Here is a 22,158-nt window from a genome sequence, read left to right as displayed (position 1 = left end):
AAGAAATGGAATTAACAGCTTTAATTATGGATACACGGTCAAAGAAAGTAAAACAATTTTCTTTACCTGCTGATATAGAATATGTCGCTTCAGAGTTTGGATATGATAGAGAAGATATTGCTTTTACTATTCAGTCTATTGAAGAATTGCCTGCTTTGAATTGTGAACGTTTAACTTTGGATTTAGCGAATAGTATTGCTGAAGACGTGGAAGATGTTGAAGAAGATTTGGTTCTATCATTTATCGAATCAGAAAGTTCTGATCCATCATACCTAGCAAATGTAAATTTTGATGATTGTAAATTATATCCTCATATCGCTACTGATAGAGAATTAGGTCGATATCTAGTTGATGAAGTTGGTTTTGATTTATCAAGAGAAACGTTAGAAAGGTATTTTAATTATGAAAGTTTTGGTCGTGATGTTCGTTTATCAGAAAGTGGTAGCTTTGTAGATAAAGGTTACTTTGTATCAAAATGATAGCGAATATCAGGGTTTTGAATGAAGGCAATTTCGATTATTTTTGTGAGTTAGATATTATGAAGCATAGTCAAGAACAGATTCTTGAAAGAATGAATGAAAGAGGAATTGACAAAGATAGTTTTTTTATTTGTGGTATTACGGATTGGGAAGTTGATAAAATCATGTCGCTGGACGAAGTTTATTTGCTTAAGAAAGCGGTATTGGAGTTGTATGATGGTGATGAATATATTGTGAAATTTCAGTTGCAGCGTTATGTTCCTGTAACTCAAATTGTGACTACATATTATAGATTTTGTTCTAAAGATGAAGCGCAAACTTTCTTTGAAGTAACAAAAGGATTGGACTATCAATCTGTTGTCAATTATATCTGTGAGACTGGAAGTTGGGTAATAGCATTTCAGGGATTTGTGGATCAAGGAGAAATTTTAAATACTCCCCAAGGATTTTATAGAAAGGTTAATCTTTGATTTTTGAAGGAAGTAGAAAATAAGTAGTAAAGAAGAAATTGAGGTAATCTATTTGAAATGATAAGAAAATTTAAAAAAAGAGAAAAAAATCAAGAAAGGTTAAAGAAACTTTCTGATAAGAAGGTATACACTCCTAAGAAAATTAATCAAAAGAGTGCGAATCTAATTTTTGGCTCTTTGTTGATTGGTTTTGTGGTCTTTGTAGGTGCTGCTGGAGTTTTATCAATTAAGAATGTATCTAAAGTAAAGGAATTTGAAAAGAATCAGATTGCTAAAGTAGATAATAAGGAAATTGATAGACGACTGGAGCAGTTTTTGGATAGCTATGTAAGCTATTATTTCACATATAAGGCAGGTGAGAAGGATAGTGAAGAAAACGCAAAGCGTTTGAATGAATTCTATGGAACACCGCCTAGTGTTAAAAGCCAAGGACAGGCCAAGCAAGATATGTCTATTGTGAGTGGTCGTTTGCTGATGGCGAAAGATGGAGTTGCAGTTTATGCAGTGACTTATGATACAAAGGTTGATAACAAGGTTCAACGTGTATCAATCGAGTTTTCAATTCCATACGTTGAAAAAGACGGTCGCTATTATGTTGATGGTTTGCCTTGGTTTGCTCCTGTTACAGATTTTAAGAGTCAGGAGGTTGACAAAGAAAAACAACTGATTTTGACGGCAAATGATGGTCTGAGTGAAAATGACAGAAAAGATTTGGTTGCTTTTATTGAACTGTTCTTCAAGAATTATACAAGCAGTCAATCGAATCTTGACTTAATCTCAAAAAATATCAAAACAATTGGTGGAGCAACTGTTAAAAGCATTGATTATACCTATTTTGTAAAAGGTAGTGATAAGACACTAGCTTATGTGCAAGTTACCTTTGATATTTTGGGTACAAGTCATAGTGAGAATTTTTCTTTCGAGTTAAGGAAAGATAAAGATAGTTATTTTGTAGATAAAATGGAGCATCAGATTCCATTTGATTATGCGAAAGATAAAACAAAAGAAAATTAAGGAGAATGAGATAAATGAGTTTTTTCCAGTATTTAGTTGATAAGTTGGGTGTTCCTTTGATTGGATTGTTTGTATTTAGTAAAGCCATTCGTGCTTGGCGAGAAGGAAAGACTTGGGGAATTTTGGTAGCTATTTTGACGGGTGCCCTAATTTTATGGTTCTTGTTAAGTCCAGAAACTGTATTGAAAGCCCCTGCGATTTTATTTAATAAATTTTTAGAAGTTTTCAAGTAAGCCTATGGAAAAAGAAGAAAAACAATTATTTTCGTATAAGCGTGGTTTTGACCAGCCTATATTTGTAAAAGAATTATCGGATAATTTTAGTTTACCTTTTGCGGTGGAGATGTCCACTTTGTTATATTTTATCTTTTTTACTCCGATTTTCTTTTTTCTCTTGATGTCAGTAGGTTTTCTTGAGTGGGGTTGGTGCTTAGTTATTGGTTCTGCTTTAGGCTGGCAATTGGGGAAAATTCTGACTAATAATAAAATTGATGGTAAAACGATAGTGATTTATCTTCGTGATTACATTTTTTATTTCTGGCATCACGGAAGATACGGCAAAAAGTATTATATAAATAAAGGTAAACGATATGTAAAAATAGAAAGGATTTATCGTGGAAATTACAAGTAATTACTGGGATTTTGCGGACAGTTTGATATTGCGTAAAAATGGTGGTGTTTTTGCAGTCTTTGAAGTTCCTAGTGAGGTTTTGGTTACGATAGACAAGAGAGGGCGTGAGCGGTTTAAGCAAACTGCTTTTTCAGCTTTTAGTCAACTATCTGTTTATGGTGATTTTGAATTGCATACGATTCCTATTCCAATAGATTTGTATGAGCGCTTTGAACTCTTGCGCCAAGATATTGACCAGGATAGCGGTACAGCGCCTTTAGCAAACTTGATGATGGATACCCTGCAAGAGAAGATTGAAGATGAGATAGAGTTCCTGTTTGAGTACAAGCATTATATCTCTGTTCCATTGAAGTCAAACAATATCAGTCCAGATCTAGTTTCGACTTTGAAAGACAGTATGTCTTTCTACAAAAAAGAAACGTTGAAGTTGTTGGGGCTGGGTGAACTCCCTCCTCTAAATTGGTATGAGGATTGGCAACTAAAAAAGAATGCTTTAAAAAGTGCCTTGCATCAATTGAGGGTTCGTGAAGTTGAAAAAACGGAGCTGGAGTTTTTAGCCCGTTTACAATTTTTACGAGGTCAATTTTATGACAAGGAAACAGAAGTAGATGCAATTAAAAATTGTATCGATAATATCGATGATACAAATATTTATTTTGAGAATCACAAAGTGTTGCGTTTGGAGAATAAAGATGATGATAATTTGGTCGCTTGTTTTCCAATTGTGGACTATCCTAAAAATGTATCTTCGATTCATCTACAAGAAGAATTGCAGTTGCTAGATTTTCCTGTAGAAAGTATCTATAAAGTTGCCTTCTCAGCAGATAAGGGTGTCTCTTCTTCTAAAAAGAAAGCAAGAAACAAACGCAAAAATTTGGGGAATGTGGTTGCTGAAATTGAGGAAGATGGCGATATTCAACGTTTAGAAGTGCTAGAAGCTCATCAAATGTTGGTTGATTATCAAGAAAAGGTTGAAAGTAAAGAAAAAATGGTTGAATTTCTTCATTTCTTGGTTGTGACTGGTGATGATGAAGATGAGATTGAGGAAAGATATGATATTTTAAGTAAGCTCATAGCTAACTTAGGAGGTTCTCTTGCAAGAGGCTATGCTGATAGATTGTATCTTTTTTACAAAGGTCGCTTTACAGAATTGTTGGATAAAAAACGTGAAAGTTATGTGCAATATACTTCTTTGGAAGGTTTTTGTCAGAATATGTTTTTTGTGACGAAAGAGGTGGGAAACAAGGTTGGTTTTCCTATTGCACGAATAGACAATGAAATTGCGAGTTGGGGTGGTGACTTTATGGCAGCCTTACAAGCAAGTAATCGTCTAGTCTTTTCAAATTTGCTTCAGGCGAACAAGATGGGGATTAAGGATAAGATTACCAATAATCCTCATGTTGCCATTACTGGAGCAACTGGAAATGGAAAATCGTTTCTAACAAAATTGTTGTTTACGTTGAATAGTTTCTTAAAAATCAAGTCGGTTTATATTGACCCTAAAGCTGAAATGCGAAGTCAGTATATGAAGATTTTGAAGGAGTATGAAGAACAAAATATTCATGAAGAAGTTCAGGAGTATATCAAATCTATTCACTTTGTAACGTTGGATATGAAGGAAGATAGAAATATTGGAGTTCTGGATCCATTTGCTTATATTGATGAAAAGACAACGTTGACAGAAATTGCTTCGGTCTTAATCTCTACCGTTTTAGACAAAGACGATTCTAAGAAATTGAAATCTTACTTGTTGGAAAATATTGATAAGATTTGGGATAGGAAACAAAATGGAGAAACGGTTGGAATGTTACATCTGTTTAAGACTTTTGAAGAAGAAAAAGACAAAGATGTATCAAGAATTGGTCGTTATTTGTCAAAAATGGGCGAAAACACTTTGTTGAAACTGTGCTTCTCTGATGGCTCTAACAAGTCTTTGCAGTCGGACAATAAGATTACGATTTTTGAAATTGCTGGCTTGGATATGCCTAAGACTTCTAAGTATGAGGATATGACAGATACTCAGTTACGAAGCCTTGCAGTCATGTACGGTTTAACCTTCTTCTGTGCTGATTTTGGAGAAAGAGATAGAACACAAGAAACTTTGTTGTATGTGGATGAGGCTTGGCAAATTTTATTGACACCTAGCGGTCGTCAATTGCTGGCGAGAATCAAGCGTACAGGTCGTTCGTTTAATAATTTCTTAGTGTTGGTAACTCAGTCTGTAAAAGATGTTTCAACTGAAGACGATGGTACTGGTTTTGGTACAGTCTTTGCTTTTTCAGAAGATAGTGAAACTTCTTCGATATTGGAACATCTTAAAATCAAAGAAGATGATTTGTCTAAGGCATGGGTTGAAAATCAGACAATGGGGCAATGTATCTTCTCTGATGTGTTTGGTCGAAGAGAAAGAATTACAGTGGATGGTACCATATATGATCCGATAACTCCATTGTATGCGACGGTCACAACGAATCTGAAGTCTACAGGTTAGCAAAGGAGAAAAGATGAAGAAGAAACTAGCTCTGTTTGTTTTTTTACTCTCTATTGTCTTTCCTTTGTTGGCTTTTGCGGATATAGGAACAGTTTCGCTGCCAAATGGCACGTTATCTGAAACTCCAGCTTTTGTGAAGGATAAAACTTCTTCTTCGACAAGTTCATCTAGTTCTAGTGATGGCTTAACGCTTCCCAATAGCGGTAATACAGGTGCAAGTTCTAGTATTGTTAAGCCTAGTCCATCTGAAAATAAAGATTCCTTAGAAAAAATCACTGATGATACATTAAGAAGAAGTTCGGATGTTGTCGGTGCGAATGCGAATCAAGGTGTTGCTGATAGCGTTAAGGAAACTCAAAGAAAGCAAGAAGAGGAAAAGAAAAAGAAGGAAGAGGAAGAAAAAGCCAATACAAAATTAAGTTATGCCAATTTTAAGACAAAAATGAAACGTTTGACCAGCTATGTCTATTTTGACAAAGGTTTGTTTGGTCTTGGTGAGGTTGGGAATTACTGGATAAATAAAGTTGTTCAAGCTATTTTCTGGTTCTCTAAGTTTTTGTTTGGAATCATTGTAAGTCTAGTATCTGCGGTTGAAAAAATGACGGATGTATCGCCATTCTTGAACAAGGTTGTAGAAATGGCAAGTGCTGTCTTCTCTGTTTTGTTTGGGGCAACGACAAAATATATTGCAGGTGTTTTTATGGCTGTCTATATTCTGTCTGTGTGGGTTAAAGGCGGACAAGTTTTCAAAACGGCTTTAAAACTTGGCTTGGTATTTGCGGTTGTTGGTGGTTTTTTCACTAAAATTTCAATCAATGGCAGTCCTGAGCGTTATCTTCCTATTCATCTATATAATGTCACGGATGAGATTACAAAAGAATTTCAGACGGAGATTGTGAAAAAGGTGGGGACTGTAGATACGTCGATGGCTGAAAGTTATTTTAACTCAACGATTATCCCTGCATACAAGAATATGAACTCTAAAAAAGATAGTGAGGGAAATTATTATCTTTCAGAGGAAGATTTCCAAGATTTGACCAACTATCAGGAAGGTAAAGGGAATTTCAAGTTATCGGATAAAGAAATCAAAGCCCTGACCAAAAAGAATGACAAAAACGAAACAGAAGATGTCAAAGGTCAAAATTTGGTTGATGAATGGTCTGATAAGTTCACTTATGCTTTTACCTCGATTTTTGATGTTGTTGTAGTCGGTATTGTGTATCTTTCAATGGGGCTAGGTCGAGTAGTGATTTTGCTTTCTTATGCGGTATTGTTATTGATTTTACCATTTGCTTTAATTTTGAGCCTGTTCCCACAATTTAGTCATTATTTTGGTGGCATTTCTAAAAAAGGCATCTCCTTCTTATTGATTTCGTCTGCTATCAGTCTAGCAAGCGTTATTGTTCCGATTATTTACGGAAATATGTCAAGTTACATAGAAGATTTTGGTGGAGGACCTGGTCTTGTAGCAACGTTTTTGAAATGTATTGTGATTTGGTGGCTATTTAAGAATAGACACAACCTGCTATCCTTTATGAATGGAAAGGGGAATCCTCTTTCTAGTTTGACAAGAGGTCGATTAGGTCGTCTAGGAAATGGAATGAACTTGCAGCAAAGGGCAAAAACATTTGCGACGAAGGTTGGAGATAGAGTTCCTAACCGAGTAAAATCCTTGGCAAGAATCACCAAAAATAATGCTCAAAGATGGGTCGATGACAAGGCGAAACCCTTGAAAAACTGGAATGGAAATCGCTTGGAAAAAAGAAGCAATCTAGCCAAAATGGAAATCCCTCAAAATGATGACTATATGGCGCGAAAGATAAAACGTGCGAAGAAAGTTGAATGGAGAAAGGCACATAGACGAGAAATGCTTGACCGGGCAAAGATGAAAGTTGAGTATTTCAAAAACTATGGAGAAAAGGATAAAAATAAGCGAAGTGTAAATGAAGAAAATTATACGACTTTACAAAGTAGAGTCCGTGAAAGCATGCATAGAAAGCAGGAAATAAAGGGCTATACACCAAAGGCAAGAAAATTTGAAAATGGTGTATGGAAAGAAACGGCTGATTTGCCATCTTTGAAGCGCTTGGAACGCAAAGAAAGAATCCGCAAACTACAAAGGAAAAAAGGTAGACTTGGTTTACAAGAAAGGTTAGCTACGTAGATGAAAAAGACTAGACGAACCTTTGCCCTGCTTGGCTTCTTATTACCGTTACTTTCTTTTTTGTTTTTAATGCTTCTTCTTGGTGGACTGATTACGAGTTCTGCTAGTGGTTCGTCAGGAAGCACAACTGGGAAAAGAACACGTCTAACAGCGCAAGAAGTGGCTCAAAAAGCCAATATTTCTGTTGAACGTGCAGAAGATGTCATTAAGATTTTAAACTGGGAACTTTCAAAAGAGAAGTTCACTTTGGAAGGTGCTAGTGGCTCTTTGGCAAATGCTGAAAGAGAAAGTGACTTTGATCCTAAACTAACGAATCCATCAGGTGGAGTTGCTGGCTACTTTCAATGGTCAGGCTGGGATGGAAATACAATCAATGGTGATCGATGGGCGAATGCAAGCTCTCGAACGTTAGATAGTACAGTTCAACTAGAATTGATGTCCTATGAGTTGAATCATGGCTATAAAAAAGTAAAAGACTACATGCAAAAAGCAACTGATCCTTTTGAAAGTGCTAAGTATTGGTCAGAACATTATGAGGGTGTATTGCTTTCAGATGGTCAGACTAAGCTAGAAAAACTGGAGAAGGATAGCAAGAAGTGGTATGAAGTCTTTAAGGGTACGATTGAATCGGATGGCTCGTCAAGTGGGAATGCAATAGCTGGTAGTTTAGATATTGCTCCTGGAGAAGTTGCAATGGAGATACCAAACGGCTATTCCATTGATAAGGAAATTACAAAGGAAGGTTATATAACTGAATCCTATCCTTACGGCGAGTGTACTTGGTATGTTTTCAATCGTGCTAAAGAATTTGGAATACAGTTTGATCCATACATGGGCAATGGTCAAGATTGGGCGCATAAGTCAGGGTATGAAGTAACGAATATTCCTACGAAGCATTCGGCAGTTAGTTTTCAAGGAACGCAAGCTGGTGGTCACCGTCTTTATGGTCATGTGGCATTTGTAGAAGATGTGAAAGATGATGGATCAATTCTGATTTCTGAATGTAACTTTGTCAAAAGTGGACAAGGTACTGGAATCACAGATTATCGTGTATTTAGTGCTGAGGAAGCGAAGAATTTTTATTATGTAATTGGAAAATAAAGAAAAGAGGAAAAAAGAAATGAATAAGAAATTTGTAACATTGTTGTCTGTGGCTATCTTGAGTTCGGCAACGACGACTTTTGCGGATACACTTTCGCTTGGTGGTGATAGTACGGTCACGAATGATACGACAAGTATTGTAGCAACTCCATCAGCAGAAACAAAACCGACGGAGGAAAAGCCGAAGGAGGATAAGTCATCAACGGTTTTGATTGGTGGTGAAAGTGAGAAGCCTATTGATGATAAAACAGGTGGTATTGTTGTAACACCTACGGAAAAAGAAAAGCCGACAGAAGCACCTGCAGAAACACCAGCGCCTAAGGTGAATGATAATTTGGATTTGGGTGGTGATTCTGATAAACAGCAGGATAAGGATGGTAAAGGCATTGTCGTTGATTCACCTACCCCATCAGCAGAAACAAAACCGACGGAGGAAAAACCGAAAGAAGAAACGTCAAAAGAAGATAAGAAGCCTGCTGTAGAAGATACTCCTGAAGTTAAGGAAGCGAAACAAAAGGCAGAAGAGAATGTTGGAGTAAAAGAAAAAGATACTCCGCAGCCTTTGAATGTTACTAAAGAGGAAATCAAAGAGCAGCCTATTGAAACAAATACAGGTCATAAAGTAGTTTCTACCAATCAAGGAAAGGTAGTCGTTGAAACAAGCGAAGGTGACTATCAAGAAAAAGAACCTTACGAAATTGGCGCTGTGAAACAGCAAGACGGTACAATCGCTTTGAAGGATAAAGAAGGACAGTTGAAGGTTCTTCCGAATACTGGAACGGCAAGTACAATTTTTGCGACTGTTTGGGGTTTGATTGGATTCATTGCGACTGTTTTGGGTCGACGTAAATTGAATTAAGGTGGATAGTATGAAAGAGTTTTTTAGAATTGTGAAGGAAGCTGATAAATTGGGATATAAATTATCTGCGATTTGTGGAGTAAATTGGCTGGTTGGTCAGTTGTTAAAATGGCAATCTTTAGTGTTTGAAATGATAGCGTGTGCCGTTCTGATTAAAAAAATATCAGCAATACTTGAGATTAGTCTAAATTATTTAGGATTTTTAATGATTATTTTTATCTTATCTGTTTCTTTTTCAAAATTGCGTTTTGGTGTTGAGAGATTCTTTTATTCATTTTTTGGAAGCATTGTGTTAGTTTCGATTTTTTCAATCGCAGTAGATTTTCCATTTCAAGAGAATGAATTTTCATTATGGATTTTAATGGCTCTTTTTGGCATTGGTATTTATCAGTTTATGAAGTGGTTTCAAGCAAAGCTATTTCAACGATATTTATTTAAAAATGTCTTGAATAAGGAATATCTTGGTATTAAGAAGTCGACTGATCCTTTTCCTCCTGAAATCAATTTCTATGTAGATGAAGGTGAAAGCGATGTAAACCAACGAATGATTATGATTAATCAACGTGTAGTAAAAGAAGCTTATCAAGGGATTGTAGAATTAAGTTTTTTGAATGTTGAAAGATTTACAGGTATTGCTTATTGTAGAGAAGCATGGAATGGCTTTGAAGCTCCTTTGAAAAAGGGATTTTCTGATGTAGATCAAATATATCATTTAGTGTTTAGAGTATATCCTTTTGGAAAAGAATTAGATTTTTATTTCAAATTAATCCGATTAGATTTAAGTCGAAGAAAGGCTTTTACAGTGAAAGGTGTTAGTGTAAAAGTGGTAAATAGTTAAGGTAGGGGCAACCCTGCCTTTTTTGTTGTTTTAAGGAGAAGAAAATGGATCAAGTGGAATTGTTGGAAATGTATGCTGTAAGATTAGCTCAGAGATTGGGAGATAATCAAAAGTGTTTGGAATTTACAGCTAGTCGTGTTGGAATAAATGATAAAGCATTAGAAGGTTCATCGGAGAATTATAGTATGGAGATAGAAAGTTTATCAAGAAAGTGTGATAAAATAGTAAATATTTTATTTGAGTATCATAATTTATTTGTAGAACTTAATGAACGGTTACCAAAATAGTGCATATTGAAGGACAAGTCAATGATGGCTTGTTTTGTTTTTTGTGATATAATAATTTAAAATAGGAGAATGACTATGAGTAATAACAGTGATAAGATAAAACAGTTTTTTTTAAAGACTATTCTTAAAAATCGTAGTGGACTAAGTGAAGCGTATAGAAATAAAGTTAATTCTTTTTCTGATGAAGAATTGAAAGTAGAGTATAGTGAGTTAAAATCTATTTCTGAAAGGAAGGGGACAATAGCCAATTCCTTGATTTTAGTATTGTTTCTCGCTTTTTTGGGGGGCTTGTATAAGGTCTTTGTAGATTTTGCTGATAAAGTTACTAAGGCTTATGGACTAAGTAATGAATCTTATGTTCTGGTAAATGGCTTGTTTATTTTAAGTGTGGTTATATTCGTCATTGTTTTATTTTTCATTGTATTTTATTTGTTTAGAGTTTCTGATAAGAAAAAGAGATTTTATTTTGTCGAAGTTCTTATGAAAGAAAGAGGGTTATTGTAGTAAGATGAGAGAATACTTGGATACCATTTTTGAAGAGATTTTATTAAATGTCATTATTCAGTTTTTTTATGTTGTAGGTACAATGTACTATTTGCATGAATTGGGTACGTTTAATGATTCAGTAAAGAATATAACAAATCCGGTTACAGTTATGTTTAAAGACGATGGAAAAGCATGGTGGTTATTGGCGTTTGCTTTAATTCTAACAGTTATTGCTGGTCTGTTGTTGTGGTATCATGTTCAGGTATTTTCTAGGGTTAGTGGTTATTCAATGGCTACATTAGTCTTATTTATTCTTATTTTAGTTTTGTTTATGGTCTTAATCTTCAAGGATATTAATAATCCTATTTTAAGAATGGCGATAATTGTTATTTTTGGAGGGTCTGCTGTATTTGCGGCAGTCACTAGTTGAAATCATAATCAGATACAAGCCAGAAATGGCTTGTTTTTTTGTCGTTTTATGGAGAAAAAATGAACATAAAGAAACCAGGATAGGATATAAAATTCGTATTTTAGGTCAAAAGGTTCAAGCACGTATTCAAAATTTGTTCGGAAATTGATAGGAAAAGTAGAGGAATCATAAATGAAAGAATCAAAACAAGTATTTAATATTGAAGTTCCGATTCCATCTGATATGGTGTTGATTAGTCGTTCTGAGTATTTAGACTTGATTCAAAAAGAAGAAGTAGGTCAATGGTGGACGATTGACAAGGTAGAGGAATTATTGTCTATTAGTAAGACTAAACTAGTAAATGATATTTTGTTGAATCCATCAATAAAAAAAGAAGTGGATATTGAACAGAATGAAGAAGGATTTGTTCTCTATCCCAAAAGTAAAGGTTCACCATATAGATTTTTAGCTAGAAAGACAAGAGAATATTTTGATAAAAATTATCAAAAAATACTGTTAATGATATAATAGAGTGGTGATGATTGCCATTCAGAAAGGAGTTATTGTGGCAAGTTACAGACAACGTGGAAAAAATAAACTATGGGACTATCGAATTTTCGATAAAACAGGAAAAGTTGTTGCGACAAATTCAGGTTTTAAGACGAAGCGTGAAGCAATGAATGAAGCGCAAGAGAAAGAGCGTAAGTTGTTTCAATCTAACTATTTGGCAAAATTTGATAGCAAAGCTAGTTTATATGACTTGTGGAAAGATTGGTATGAGTTAGTTATTTTACCATCAGAAAAAGCAAAATCAACAAAGGACGGCTATTATTTTAGAGGAAAGATGATAGAAAAAATCTTTTCGGATATTCCAGCAGTTCAAATTACTCATAAAGAGTATCAAATTCGATTGAATGAGTATGGAGAGAAGGTTACTAAAGATCATGTCAGCCGATTAAATGCAGATATAAAAACAGTTGTAAAATTCAGTAAACGTAGTGGCTTAGTTATGAATGATTTTACCGATGGAGCAAAGATATTTGGTTTAGCTGGTGGCGATATTGAGGATAAGTACCTTCATAGTATCTCGGACTATAAAGGGTTGCTATCTCACTTACGTTCAAAATTTAATTATCGTGAATCTGTGATGTCTTATTTGCTGTATTTCTTATTTAAGACTGGCTTTAGGGTTGGCGAAGGAATGGCTGTTTGTTGGTCAGATATTAATTTTGAAAATAAGACGATAAAAACATATCGGAGATTTTCAGGAGATAGACAAGTATTTACTCCTCCAAAAACAAAGACTTCAATTAGAGAGATCCCTGTTGATGATAAACTTTTGCAAGTTTTAAAAGATTTTAAGGAAGAACAATCTAAAGTTTTGTTTGATCGTGAAGATTTGAATAAGGAAGATTTGATTTTCTATGATAGAAGGTACAGAATACCTACCAATGCTGGTCTTAATAAATATTTAAGAGTTTGTTTATCAGAACTTGGAATTGGTAGTCAAGAAATGTCTGCGACTTCAGGAAGGCATACATACGGATCATATTTATTGGCGCAAGGAGTGGATATATGGGTAGTTGCGAAGTTGATGGGTCATAAAGATATTCAGCAACTTATCAAGACTTATGGTCATGTATTGCAAGAGGTGATTGATAAAGAATATGATACAATTAGAGATTTGATGGATGAATAAAGAAGAAAAAAAGATAGAGAAAAAATTGACCAAAAATTGACCAGATATTCTTGTAAGTCTTGATAAATCAACGTTTATTAGCATTATCATTATCCCTGCAATCGGCAGAATGAAGAAGCCCTAATGGGTTTCTTTTTTGTAAACACAGAAAAGGTGAAATATTTGAGATGGCTTCTGTTTAAAAAACATATCCTAGGCTTATTAAAAAATAATTACAAACGGTAGTTTATATTTTGTGGTATAATGTATTATAATAAATACTTGTTTTGATAGCAATCTAGAGATGTTTTTATAGTGAATTATTCTAGCAATTTTTGCTTAGATTTTTTTAAAAAGTCATAAAAGGTCATGGATAGTAACGAATGAAGTCTCGCAAGCTTGGGTGAAAATAAAGCAAAAAGGAGAAAATTATGAATAAGAAAGAACGGAAAAAACAATTTGAAGAGATCAATGGACGTAAGCGGTCTGAATCAAAGTCGGCGCCAAATCTAAAAATCTATATTGGTATAGCACTCGTTGTTTCAGTCACTGTGATCTTGGTAAGTGTTTTCTCATATTCTCTGATCGGAAAGAAGGAGTCAAAGCAAGCATCGACTTCAGTTTCAACTAAAGAGACAACAAGTCAAGCGTCTACAAGCCAAGGAAAAACGGATGAGACTGATAAGGATAAACAAGAGGAAATTCAGAAACTCAAGGATCAACTGACTGCTTTAGATACCAAAATTACTGAAGCAGAAGCACTTGTTAGCAAGTTGAAGAAAGAAACTACCGTTCCAAAACTCGATATTGAAGCAATCAGGAACAATGATTTGTCTAGTTTAGAAGGCACTTGGCGTAGTCAATCTGGCAATGAATACATTATTACGAATTCTGGAGAAGTAGATGCGACTTGGTTTACAAATGATCAAAAGTACGAATCTGTAGTTGGATTAAAGGTTTCAAAAGGTCAAGATAGTCGTAACCCTGAGACAGCGTCTATCAGTGCGTGGATAAAAGATTCTGTTGCTGGAGGATTTGTAGTAGTTGCTGTTCCAAGTGGAGTTGTTATGCAACCTGCTGATGATGGAAAGATTACGGATAAAAGCAATCATGCTGAAGAAAGACTACTTTCGGGCCAAGATTATGGGTCTATGTTAATGAAACCAGAAGATGTTTATTATCGTGTGAAACCAGATACCAGTAAACTTGAGGAAGAAGAAAAGAACTTAGCTCAACTACAAGCAGATCGTGAAGCAATCAAATCTTCTCTAGAATCTAAGGAAAAGAAAAACTAGTTTAGAATCTAACTTTAGATTCACTTAGTTCAGAAATGTTCTTGTACTTGGTAAGATCAAGAAGCTCAAATGAGCTTCTTTTTTTATCACTACTATTCAACCACTTAGACCGAGATATAGACCAGATAGGCAAAAGGCCTTGTTCTTGAAAAAATCCTCTGCTATAATAATTTTCGTAAGGGACGTGAGGAGTCAGTATCAGATAACTCAAGTCAATAAAAAAAGAAAATGGAGACAAAAAATGAAAAAATTATTGGGACTTGTATTTTTAGTAGCAGCAGCGCTAGTATTGTATTTCGGATCTGTTGGATGGCCAAGTTTGGATGTCAACCTCTGGTCACTGATTCCAGTGGGATTGTTCCTCTATTTCACTCTAGAAAATCTGTTGAAAAAAGACTATAAGGCTAGTCTGATGTGCCTTATCATTGCCTTTATCATTGCAAATGCTATTTTGGATCTTTTGCCAATCTCAAGTGGTTTGGTAATTGGTGCCGGTGTGCTAGCTTGTGTAGGACTTGGCTACCTCTTTCCTGATAAAGATAAAAAAGAAAACAAATAGAAAAGTCTCGAGGTTTCTCGAGACTTTATTGTTATTTACCAGCGTAATATTTTTGGATACCTTTTACAATGCCTGCCACCAGTTTATCTTGGTAGTGGCTATCTCTGATTTGTTGGCTTTCGGTGAAATTATCCATATATCCAAGTTCCAGTAGGACGGCTGGTTTAGCTGTTTCACGTAGTACGGCAAAGCTACTTTCCAATAAACCAGCATCCTTGGCTCCTGTTTCTGCTAGAAGAGAGGAGTGGATAGCAGCAGCAAGGCGTTTGCTTTCACTCATACGATCAGGGTGATTGTGCCAGTATTTATTTATCTTACTTGGATAATCGGGTTCATCACTATAGGAGTAGGTTTGAATACCGCTCGCTTTTGAGTATGAGCTACCAGTAGCATTGAAGTGAATACTGATAAAGATGTCAGAGTTGGTCTTATTAACCATACGAGAACGTTCGGTAACAAAGTCAACGTCAATATCACTATCGCGAGAAGTGAGAACCTTGTAACCTAGTTCTTCTAACTTAGCACGAAGTTTACGGTAAATCTGCATGTTGAGATCTTTTTCAGCGACATTGTAATAAAAGGCACCGGAATCCCGACCGCCATGTCCAGGATCTAGGAAGATAGTTTTACTGTATTGGCCTTTTACAAATCCACCTTCTGTTGAGACTTCAGAAATCCATTGGCCGTATTTTTGGAACAAGTGTTCCTTTCCATCTATCTTGTAGGTTCCTGAAACATAATGTCCATTATCATCTAGGTAGTAGCGTGCTTTGTCAGAGTTATCGTAAATCCACTCATTCTTGGCCATATAGCCACCAGACTTGAGATAGTAGGCTCCAATCCATTCACGAGCCGCGTAGGTTCCATTCGCTTTTAGATAGAACCAACTGTTGTAGGCCTTATCAAAGATCCACTCTTTTTCAGCCATGGCTCCACTAGATTTGAGGTAGTAGCTTCCTTTCCATTTATTGGAAAGCATGACTCCATTCTGTTCAAAAGCATACCAAGTTCCCTTGATTTTCTCCCATTTGTCTTGGCTATATTTCCCATATTCATTAGCGTAATACCAATTTTGATCAATCTTCACCCAAGAGTTTTCCGCCATAGCCCCGCTACTGCCGAGCAAGTAAGCACCAACGGTCGTTTTGCTGAGCATCACGCCGTTTTTGTCAAAATAATACCAGGAACCGTTTACTTTTTCCCATTTGTCTTGCGAGATTCTGCCAGATGGTGTGACATAATACCAATTTTGGTCAACCTTCACCCAGCCATTCTCCGCCATAGCCCCGCTTTTAGTAAGGAGATAACCATCAACGATTGTCTGACTGAGCATGATACCATCTTTGTCAAAGTAGTACCAAAATCCTCCGATTTTTTCCCATTTTTGCTGGATGATTTTTCCAGACTCATTGGCGTAGTACCATTTCCCTTCAAGATACACCCAACTATTTTCTACCATGACCCCATCTTTATTGAGAACATAGCCATCAAAGATAGTATCACTAAGTCGATTTCCCTCTTGGTCAAAATAATACCACTTATCTTGAATTTTTTTCCATTTGAGGACGGGCTGATTGTTTTCATAGAAACGCCACTGCTTATTTTCTTCCTGCCATCCTTCTTTTTTAGGGGCTTCTTCTTTTGTCCAGTCTTTTGGAAGTGTTGCAACCTCCTCCTCAGTTTTAGTTGAAAGATCCTTCTTATCTTCCTTAGAGTTGCTTTGTTCGGTAGTAGCAGGAGGATTAGCATTGCTTTCCTCGGCGTAGATAGGTGCTTGGACAAATCCTGCCATTGAAAGGACAACAGTACTTGCCAATATGAACTTTTTCAACGATATTCTCCAATCATTATTTTCTAAGAAATATTATAAAATATGTCTGATGGTTTATCAACTATCAAACTGAACTTCTTCAAGTAGATACTCGATAAAGCGTTCGCCCATTTTGGATAGGCTGGTTTTTTCATGTTGGATATAGACTAGTTCAATGGGATCGTCTATGTCCAGTGGAATGGAAACGATATTGTCTCCATTGAGGTTGCTATTCAAAATCCCTGTCGCAATAGTATAACCATCCAAACCAATCAAGAGATTAAAGAGGGTGGCACGGTCGCTGACCACGATAGATTTCTTGTGGTGCTCTTGTGAAAGAATCTCTTCCGAAAAGTAGAAAGAATTGTGTGTCCCTTGGTCATAGCTGAGGTATGGGAAGTTCTCCAAGTCTTCTAGTTTCACCTTATCTTTCTTTGCCAGAGGGTTGGTCTTGCTGACAAAGATATGGGGCTGGGCTGTGAAGAGATGGTGGGCAAGCAGGTGGTTGTCATCCAGCATTTTCGTTAAAACATCACGGTTGTAGCTGTTTAAGAAGAGGACACCGACCTCACTACGGAAGTTTTTGACGTCGTCAATAATCTCCCAAGTCCGAGTTTCACGAAGGAAAAGCTCGTATTTTTCCATATCACTTTTCTTAAGTAGCGATACAAAGGCGTTGACCACAAAGGCATAGTGTTGAGACGAAACGCTAAAGAGTTCGCGGTGGGCGACAGGATTTTTATAGCGTTCCTCCAGAAGTTGAGTTTGCTCGACAACCTGACGGGCATAGGAGAGAAACTCCATCCCATCACGGGTCAAGGTAATGCCCTTGGGATTGCGGATAAAGATTTCAATGCCCATTTCATTTTCCAAGTCTCGAACAGCATTAGAGAGACTGGGTTGGGTGATAAAGAGTTGCTTGGCTGCCTCATTCATAGAGCCAGTTTCGACGATTTTGATAATATAGTGTAGTTGTTGAATTCTCATGTTTTTATTGTACCACACTTGCGGAAGAATGGGCAAAGAAGATAGAAAAATCAGGAGCATTGTGTGAGTCTCTGTAAAGTAACTAAGAAGAAAATTCTAAATAATTTAAGAAATAGTGTAAAAAAGTAGCTGAGCAAGTGATTGTTTAGCTGTTTCTTTATTGAGAACTATAAAAATTTTACTTGAAAATAAGAAATTTGCACGATTTACTCATTATTTATCCAGTACTAGAGTTTATACTAGTTATTGTAAAGATGATCATCTAAAAGAAGGAAGCAACCTTATGGCTAAAAATACAAGTCGTCCAGAGATTAATTCTCTAAGCTTCGAGGTTGAAAACTAAGAACTTTCCGGGAAATCAGAAGCTGGTGGTACACAGCTTTTAAAATGACACTAGCAGGTCGCTGTGGATTGTGTTTCACCTATTCTTATGAGTGTACGACAAATAATGTTCGTTGTTAGATAAAACAAAAGGAAAATTCTAATGTTTTATTATAAAGCATTGACAACACTTTGATTTAGTGTTATATTTACGAGGAGAAATACAAATGAAACAAGACAACTTTGAGATTGATTCTTTGGATTATGAAATTAATAGCCAAGAGTTGAATGGTAAATCTGCTACAGGTTGGCATACGGCTGTTAGATTAACAGTACAGGGCCGTTGTGGTTGGTGGTTTACATATTCTTATGAATGTACTTCGCCAAACGTGCGCTGTGGATAAAACTACCTTTATTCTTTGACAGGAGGATAAAATGGAAGGAATTATTGGAACATTAGGCTTCTATGCACCTGTACTGGTCTTAGGAGTTATTGTCATAGGGATTGTTTACTTTATGAAAAAAAGAAACGATCGCAAATAATCAACATCAACCGATACCTAAAAAAGTATCGGCTTTTTTTATAACATGAATATATTGCACAAAATACTCATGGCAAACCTTGAAAGAAACCGTATAATGAGAGTGTAATAAAGAAACGGAGGAATGAAATGATGAAACAGCTTATCGTGACAGCATTAACGAAAACATTTGGTCAAGGGGATAATATCGTTCATGCTTTATCAGATGTGAACTTGTCCGTTGAAAAAGGTGAATTTCTGGCAATTATGGGGGCCAGTGGTAGTGGAAAAACAACACTCCTCAACTGTATTTCAACGATTGATAAACCAACATCAGGTGAGATTCGATTTGAAGATTTTGACATCATCCATGCCAAGGAAAATGAACTAGCTGACTATCGTGCTAAAAACATTTCTTATATTTTCCAAGCCTACAACTTGGTGGAAACCTTGACGGTCTATGAAAATATCGTTCTACCTCTTCAAATTCAGGGGAAAACTATCAAAAAAAATCAGGAAAAGATTGAAGAAATTTTGGATAAGCTGGATATCCAAAACTTAAAAGATAAGTTTCCCAATCAATTATCAGGTGGTCAGCGACAACGCGTGGCAACTGCTAGAGCCTTGATTGATGATTCTAAACTGATTATTGCAGATGAGCCGACAGGAGCCTTGGATTCTGCCAATTCTGAAAAACTGATGTCGCTTTTGCAGGAAATCAATAAAAGTTTTGGTATCACCATTTTATTGGTCACCCACGACCCTGCCGCAGCTAAGTACTCTTCACGGATGGTGCTGCTTAGCGATGGAAAGATTATGGATGATTTGGAACGTAACAGCTTATCTAATGAACAGTATTTGCGAGAGATTTACAGCCGTACCAGATAGGAGGGGGAGAGTATGTATCCAAAATTGATTTTACGAAATGTATTTCGAAATTTACAGACCTATACCATCTATTTTTTCAGTCTGACATTGATTTATAGCTTGCTATACGCTTTTAATGCCTTACCAAGCCATCCAGTGATGCAGAGTTTATCAGGAGCAAAGGAAATGTTGACGACGGTGATGAGCCAGTACATGGGCTTGCTTTCCTATCTGATTCTATCGGCGATTGCCTTTCTCATCGTTTACTCCACAAATTTTGTGCTGGGACGGCGCAAGAAAGAGCTGGGACTTTATGCAACGCTGGGAATGAAGAAGAAGCAGATTATCCGTACCCTGTTCTTTGAAACCATGCTGGTTAATATCTTCGCCTTGATTCTTGGATTTTTGCTTGGGCTGGTCTTGTTGGTTGTTCTAGCTAAGGTGGCTTCTGAGTTTTTCATGGCGAATTACTTTGGTAATTTGGTTTTCTTTGATATAAAGTCTATCATCTTACTAGTTTATTCCTATTTGGTAACTAGTTTTATTGTAGGTGTCATGGACATTCTCACCTTTAGAAAGCAAAATATCATTGCACTCATTCAAGAAAATGGGGTCAAGAAATCTGTCTTGGCAAAAGGCAAGCCAGTTCTTCAAGCACTTCTCTTTATTCTTTCGACAGCTGTTATCGGTTTTGGTGCTCTCTATTTTTCAGACTATCATCATCTATCACTCTTGAAAAGCTGGGGTATCTTGCTGGTATCTGTCTTCGTGATTTTTGTGATTTTGTTTTACAATACTTTAAGCCATTTTATCTTGATTTCCCTTAGAAAACTGCCTCAAACCTACTACAACAAACTAAACACTTTTAAAATCCGTCAATTTTCAAAACAAGCTGATAGTAATTCGGTCACGTTGGCTGTCTTATCCTTGACCCTGACCCTGGCACTCAGCTTGCTCGTTTTTAGTGGTAGTGCTTATACGACTATGAATCGAGAGCTGAACAAATACTCTCCTTATGACGTATCTGTCAATCTTTATCGTGGTCAAGACTTCCAGTTTGCTCAGGATTCTGTAAAAGATAGGCTGAAAGCAGATGGATTTGACTTTAACCTCATCAAAGAGGAGTACAGCTATCCTATCTATTCTAGTGATTTAACCTATAAAGATTTGATTGATACTAGCAATCTTTGGGCGCATGATAAGGAACTTCCTGAATCAAAAGTACCGATTATAGGAATTTCTGCCTACAATCATCTCCGCAAACTGCAAGGGAAAAAAGCGGTTGACTTGGCAGATAACCAATTTCTGGTCAATGCCAACTATAAAGGAACTGCCAAGCAGATTCAGGACTTTCTATTAACGACAAAAACACTCATGATTAACGGTTATTCTCTCAATCTTGCGTCTTCAAAGCCACTTGAAACAGTTTACTTTTTATCGTCAGTGGGTACAAATGACACAGGAACCTTGATTGTACCAGATACGGTAGTAGTTGGATTGACGGAAGACCACACGACCTATGTCGCCAACTTCAAGAAAAATATCGACAAACGGAAAGTAGAAACATTCTTAAGTCAGTGGATTGAAAAATACTACTTCACTCGTGATGGAGCAGAGTTGAATCCGTTCACCTATCAAACGAAAGGAAGAATTTTTGAGATTTATCTTGGATTTATGGGCGTCATCGTCTTTGTCATGATTTTTGTCAGTGTTATTTTTATCATTATTTCCCTCAGTATCTTGTCCCTTCAAACTTCTACAAGTGCTTTGGATAGTGTCAATGATTATCAAATCTTATACCTTCTTGGGAACAAGAGAAAGCAAAATCGCTCTATTCTTTTGCAACAGATTCTAAGTTATTTCTTGGTTCCACTGGTCATCGCAGGTCCGCTAGCATTTGCCTTGAGTACCGCTCTTTTGGGCTATTTTGAGAATTTCGCTAATACCAGCATTTCTATTGATATCACCTATCTGGGAGTAGCGGTATTACTCTTTGTCCTTTACCTGCTAGTGACTTACAGAGTAAGTTGGCAAATTATTGAAAATTAAGTCAAATACCAGAGTTGCCTATCCGACAATTCTGGTATTGTGTTATAATGATATTAAAGTAGTTCAGGAAGTGGATACATATGAAACAGTTTGTCAAATTGATCTCGAAAAACTCACTTTTATTGTGGTGGTTGGCGATTTTTAATCATCTAACTTTGATGATTTATATTTATTATAGGATTCCTCTGGACTTTTCGACAAATTTCTCCTTGCAGCTGGTTTTATTGCTGATTATTGCTTTAATTGCATTTAGTTATATTTGTAATATTGTGACCTTTCGGTATAGTGAGTTGAAACTTTGGTTGCTTCTGATGATGTTTCTTATTAGCTGGCAATCCATATTTAATCAAGGAGTTACTAGCACTCTGTTGCACTTTTTTGATATTCTTCATCCGCTCAACTCTTTTTTATTGGTATATAGTTCTCTGTCTATTATCTTTCTGGGAGAGAAAATGGGAGAAGAACTGTTGAGTGTGTCCTTTGTGTTGACACTAATCACCATTAGTTCATATCTGTTAAGTCCTTCAATTTTTCTCTTTCTGTCCTTGTTTGCGTCTTTCTTTTTAAACCTTGTTCCCTTGATTTTACTGATTTTATATCATAAAGAGTTGAAAAGTAAACTCAAGTATCAGAGACGAAATTTGTGGATATTAGCTTTGATATTGCCTCTTTCTTATTTCTTTTTGTATATCAATACAACGGGCTCAGGAGTGATGAATCTAGTCTGGTATCTTGAAATTCTTGGAATACTTGCTTTTTTGCATATCAAAACAATTATTAACTCTCTTCAGAAAAAGGTAGCAGAGTTGAAGTTGTCCTATATAAAAGCTTTTTCACGCTTGT

General features: G+C 36.1%; 22 protein-coding genes and 1 pseudogene. 21 read left to right on the top strand and 2 right to left on the bottom strand.

Annotation, left to right across the window (positions count from 1 at the left end):
• The first annotated feature begins 5 nt into the window (after nucleotides 1-5).
• From DF216_RS02340 to DF216_RS02260, 17 genes are all read left to right on the top strand, one after another.
• Nucleotides 6-479 (top strand): antirestriction protein ArdA, encoded by a 474-nt coding sequence (locus DF216_RS02340; RefSeq protein ID WP_129325837.1) that lies wholly within the window; start codon nucleotides 6-8, stop codon nucleotides 477-479.
• Nucleotides 476-949 (top strand): hypothetical protein, encoded by a 474-nt coding sequence (locus DF216_RS02335; protein WP_129325836.1) that lies wholly within the window; start codon nucleotides 476-478, stop codon nucleotides 947-949. The genes DF216_RS02340 and DF216_RS02335 overlap by 4 nt, the downstream gene beginning before the upstream one ends.
• 57 nt (nucleotides 950-1,006) lie before the next feature.
• Entirely contained in the window at nucleotides 1,007-1,963 is a 957-nt protein-coding gene (locus DF216_RS02330) for a conjugal transfer protein (protein ID WP_129325835.1), read from the top strand.
• Between the two features lie 14 nt (nucleotides 1,964-1,977).
• Nucleotides 1,978-2,196 carry a TcpD family membrane protein gene (locus DF216_RS02325; RefSeq protein WP_129325834.1) on the top strand — a complete coding sequence of 73 codons (219 nt, stop codon included), beginning with the start codon at nucleotides 1,978-1,980 and terminating at the stop codon, nucleotides 2,194-2,196.
• A 4-nt stretch (nucleotides 2,197-2,200) separates the two neighbouring features.
• On the top strand, nucleotides 2,201-2,593 hold the full coding sequence (locus DF216_RS02320; RefSeq protein ID WP_129325833.1) for a TcpE family conjugal transfer membrane protein: 393 nt from the start codon (nucleotides 2,201-2,203) through the stop codon (nucleotides 2,591-2,593).
• The gene (locus DF216_RS02315) at nucleotides 2,577-5,084 is read left to right on the top strand and encodes an ATP-binding protein (protein ID WP_129325832.1); all 2,508 of its coding nucleotides are present in this window, start codon (nucleotides 2,577-2,579) and stop codon (nucleotides 5,082-5,084) included. Before DF216_RS02320 ends, DF216_RS02315 begins: the two co-directional genes overlap by 17 nt.
• 13 nt (nucleotides 5,085-5,097) lie before the next feature.
• Nucleotides 5,098-7,248 (top strand): hypothetical protein, encoded by a 2,151-nt coding sequence (locus tag DF216_RS02310; protein WP_129325831.1) that lies wholly within the window; start codon nucleotides 5,098-5,100, stop codon nucleotides 7,246-7,248.
• Nucleotides 7,249-8,349 (top strand): phage tail tip lysozyme, encoded by a 1,101-nt coding sequence (locus DF216_RS02305; RefSeq protein ID WP_129325830.1) that lies wholly within the window; start codon nucleotides 7,249-7,251, stop codon nucleotides 8,347-8,349.
• Between the two features lie 19 nt (nucleotides 8,350-8,368).
• Nucleotides 8,369-9,208, top strand: coding sequence for an LPXTG cell wall anchor domain-containing protein (locus DF216_RS02300; protein WP_129325829.1), 840 nt, complete (start codon nucleotides 8,369-8,371; stop codon nucleotides 9,206-9,208).
• Between the two features lie 10 nt (nucleotides 9,209-9,218).
• On the top strand, nucleotides 9,219-10,046 hold the full coding sequence (locus DF216_RS02295; protein ID WP_129325828.1) for a hypothetical protein: 828 nt from the start codon (nucleotides 9,219-9,221) through the stop codon (nucleotides 10,044-10,046).
• Between the two features lie 44 nt (nucleotides 10,047-10,090).
• Nucleotides 10,091-10,333: a hypothetical protein gene (locus DF216_RS02290; RefSeq protein ID WP_129325827.1), complete on the top strand. Its 243-nt coding sequence runs from the start codon at nucleotides 10,091-10,093 to the stop codon at nucleotides 10,331-10,333.
• A 75-nt stretch (nucleotides 10,334-10,408) separates the two neighbouring features.
• On the top strand, nucleotides 10,409-10,837 hold the full coding sequence (locus tag DF216_RS02285; RefSeq protein ID WP_129325826.1) for a hypothetical protein: 429 nt from the start codon (nucleotides 10,409-10,411) through the stop codon (nucleotides 10,835-10,837).
• Nucleotides 10,838-10,841: 4 nt separating this feature from the next.
• The gene (locus DF216_RS02280; RefSeq protein ID WP_129325825.1) at nucleotides 10,842-11,249 is read left to right on the top strand and encodes a hypothetical protein; all 408 of its coding nucleotides are present in this window, start codon (nucleotides 10,842-10,844) and stop codon (nucleotides 11,247-11,249) included.
• A 171-nt stretch (nucleotides 11,250-11,420) separates the two neighbouring features.
• The gene (locus DF216_RS02275) at nucleotides 11,421-11,756 is read left to right on the top strand and encodes a DUF771 domain-containing protein (RefSeq protein WP_125828180.1); all 336 of its coding nucleotides are present in this window, start codon (nucleotides 11,421-11,423) and stop codon (nucleotides 11,754-11,756) included.
• 37 nt (nucleotides 11,757-11,793) lie between these two features.
• On the top strand, nucleotides 11,794-12,927 hold the full coding sequence (locus tag DF216_RS02270; protein WP_125828209.1) for a site-specific integrase: 1,134 nt from the start codon (nucleotides 11,794-11,796) through the stop codon (nucleotides 12,925-12,927).
• Nucleotides 12,928-13,337: 410 nt separating this feature from the next.
• On the top strand, nucleotides 13,338-14,201 hold the full coding sequence (locus tag DF216_RS02265) for a DUF6287 domain-containing protein (RefSeq protein WP_129325824.1): 864 nt from the start codon (nucleotides 13,338-13,340) through the stop codon (nucleotides 14,199-14,201).
• Nucleotides 14,202-14,442: 241 nt separating this feature from the next.
• Nucleotides 14,443-14,760, top strand: coding sequence for a hypothetical protein (locus tag DF216_RS02260; protein ID WP_084971607.1), 318 nt, complete (start codon nucleotides 14,443-14,445; stop codon nucleotides 14,758-14,760).
• 31 nt (nucleotides 14,761-14,791) lie between these two features.
• Here the strand turns inward: DF216_RS02260 and DF216_RS02255 are convergent, their stop codons facing one another.
• Nucleotides 14,792-16,591, bottom strand: coding sequence for an N-acetylmuramoyl-L-alanine amidase (locus tag DF216_RS02255; RefSeq protein WP_129325823.1), 1,800 nt, complete (start codon nucleotides 16,589-16,591; stop codon nucleotides 14,792-14,794).
• Nucleotides 16,592-16,648: 57 nt separating this feature from the next.
• Nucleotides 16,649-17,557, bottom strand: coding sequence for a LysR family transcriptional regulator (locus DF216_RS02250; protein ID WP_001222589.1), 909 nt, complete (start codon nucleotides 17,555-17,557; stop codon nucleotides 16,649-16,651).
• A 283-nt stretch (nucleotides 17,558-17,840) separates the two neighbouring features.
• Here DF216_RS02250 and slmA (DF216_RS10925) point away from each other — a divergent pair.
• The 4 genes and pseudogenes from slmA (DF216_RS10925) (at nucleotide 17,841) to DF216_RS02230 (ending at nucleotide 21,315) form a co-directional block, all read left to right on the top strand.
• Nucleotides 17,841-18,019: pseudogene (slmA, locus tag DF216_RS10925) on the top strand (salivaricin M family lantibiotic).
• Nucleotides 18,020-18,105: 86 nt separating this feature from the next.
• A complete protein-coding gene (gene slmA / locus DF216_RS02240) occupies nucleotides 18,106-18,282 on the top strand; it encodes a salivaricin M family lantibiotic (protein ID WP_125828177.1) in 177 nt (58 codons plus the stop codon).
• 270 nt (nucleotides 18,283-18,552) lie between these two features.
• Nucleotides 18,553-19,287, top strand: a complete 735-nt coding sequence (locus DF216_RS02235) for an ABC transporter ATP-binding protein (protein WP_125828208.1) — start codon at nucleotides 18,553-18,555, stop codon at nucleotides 19,285-19,287.
• Between the two features lie 12 nt (nucleotides 19,288-19,299).
• Nucleotides 19,300-21,315, top strand: a complete 2,016-nt coding sequence (locus DF216_RS02230; RefSeq protein ID WP_125828176.1) for an FtsX-like permease family protein — start codon at nucleotides 19,300-19,302, stop codon at nucleotides 21,313-21,315.
• Nucleotides 21,316-22,158: the final 843 nt, after the last annotated feature.

Origin of the sequence: Streptococcus oralis (assembly GCF_004127215.1) — a bacterium.
GTDB lineage: Bacteria > Bacillota > Bacilli > Lactobacillales > Streptococcaceae > Streptococcus > Streptococcus oralis_BD.
Note: the sequence above shows the minus strand (reverse complement) of the source record. Positions and strands in the feature narration are given on the sequence as shown.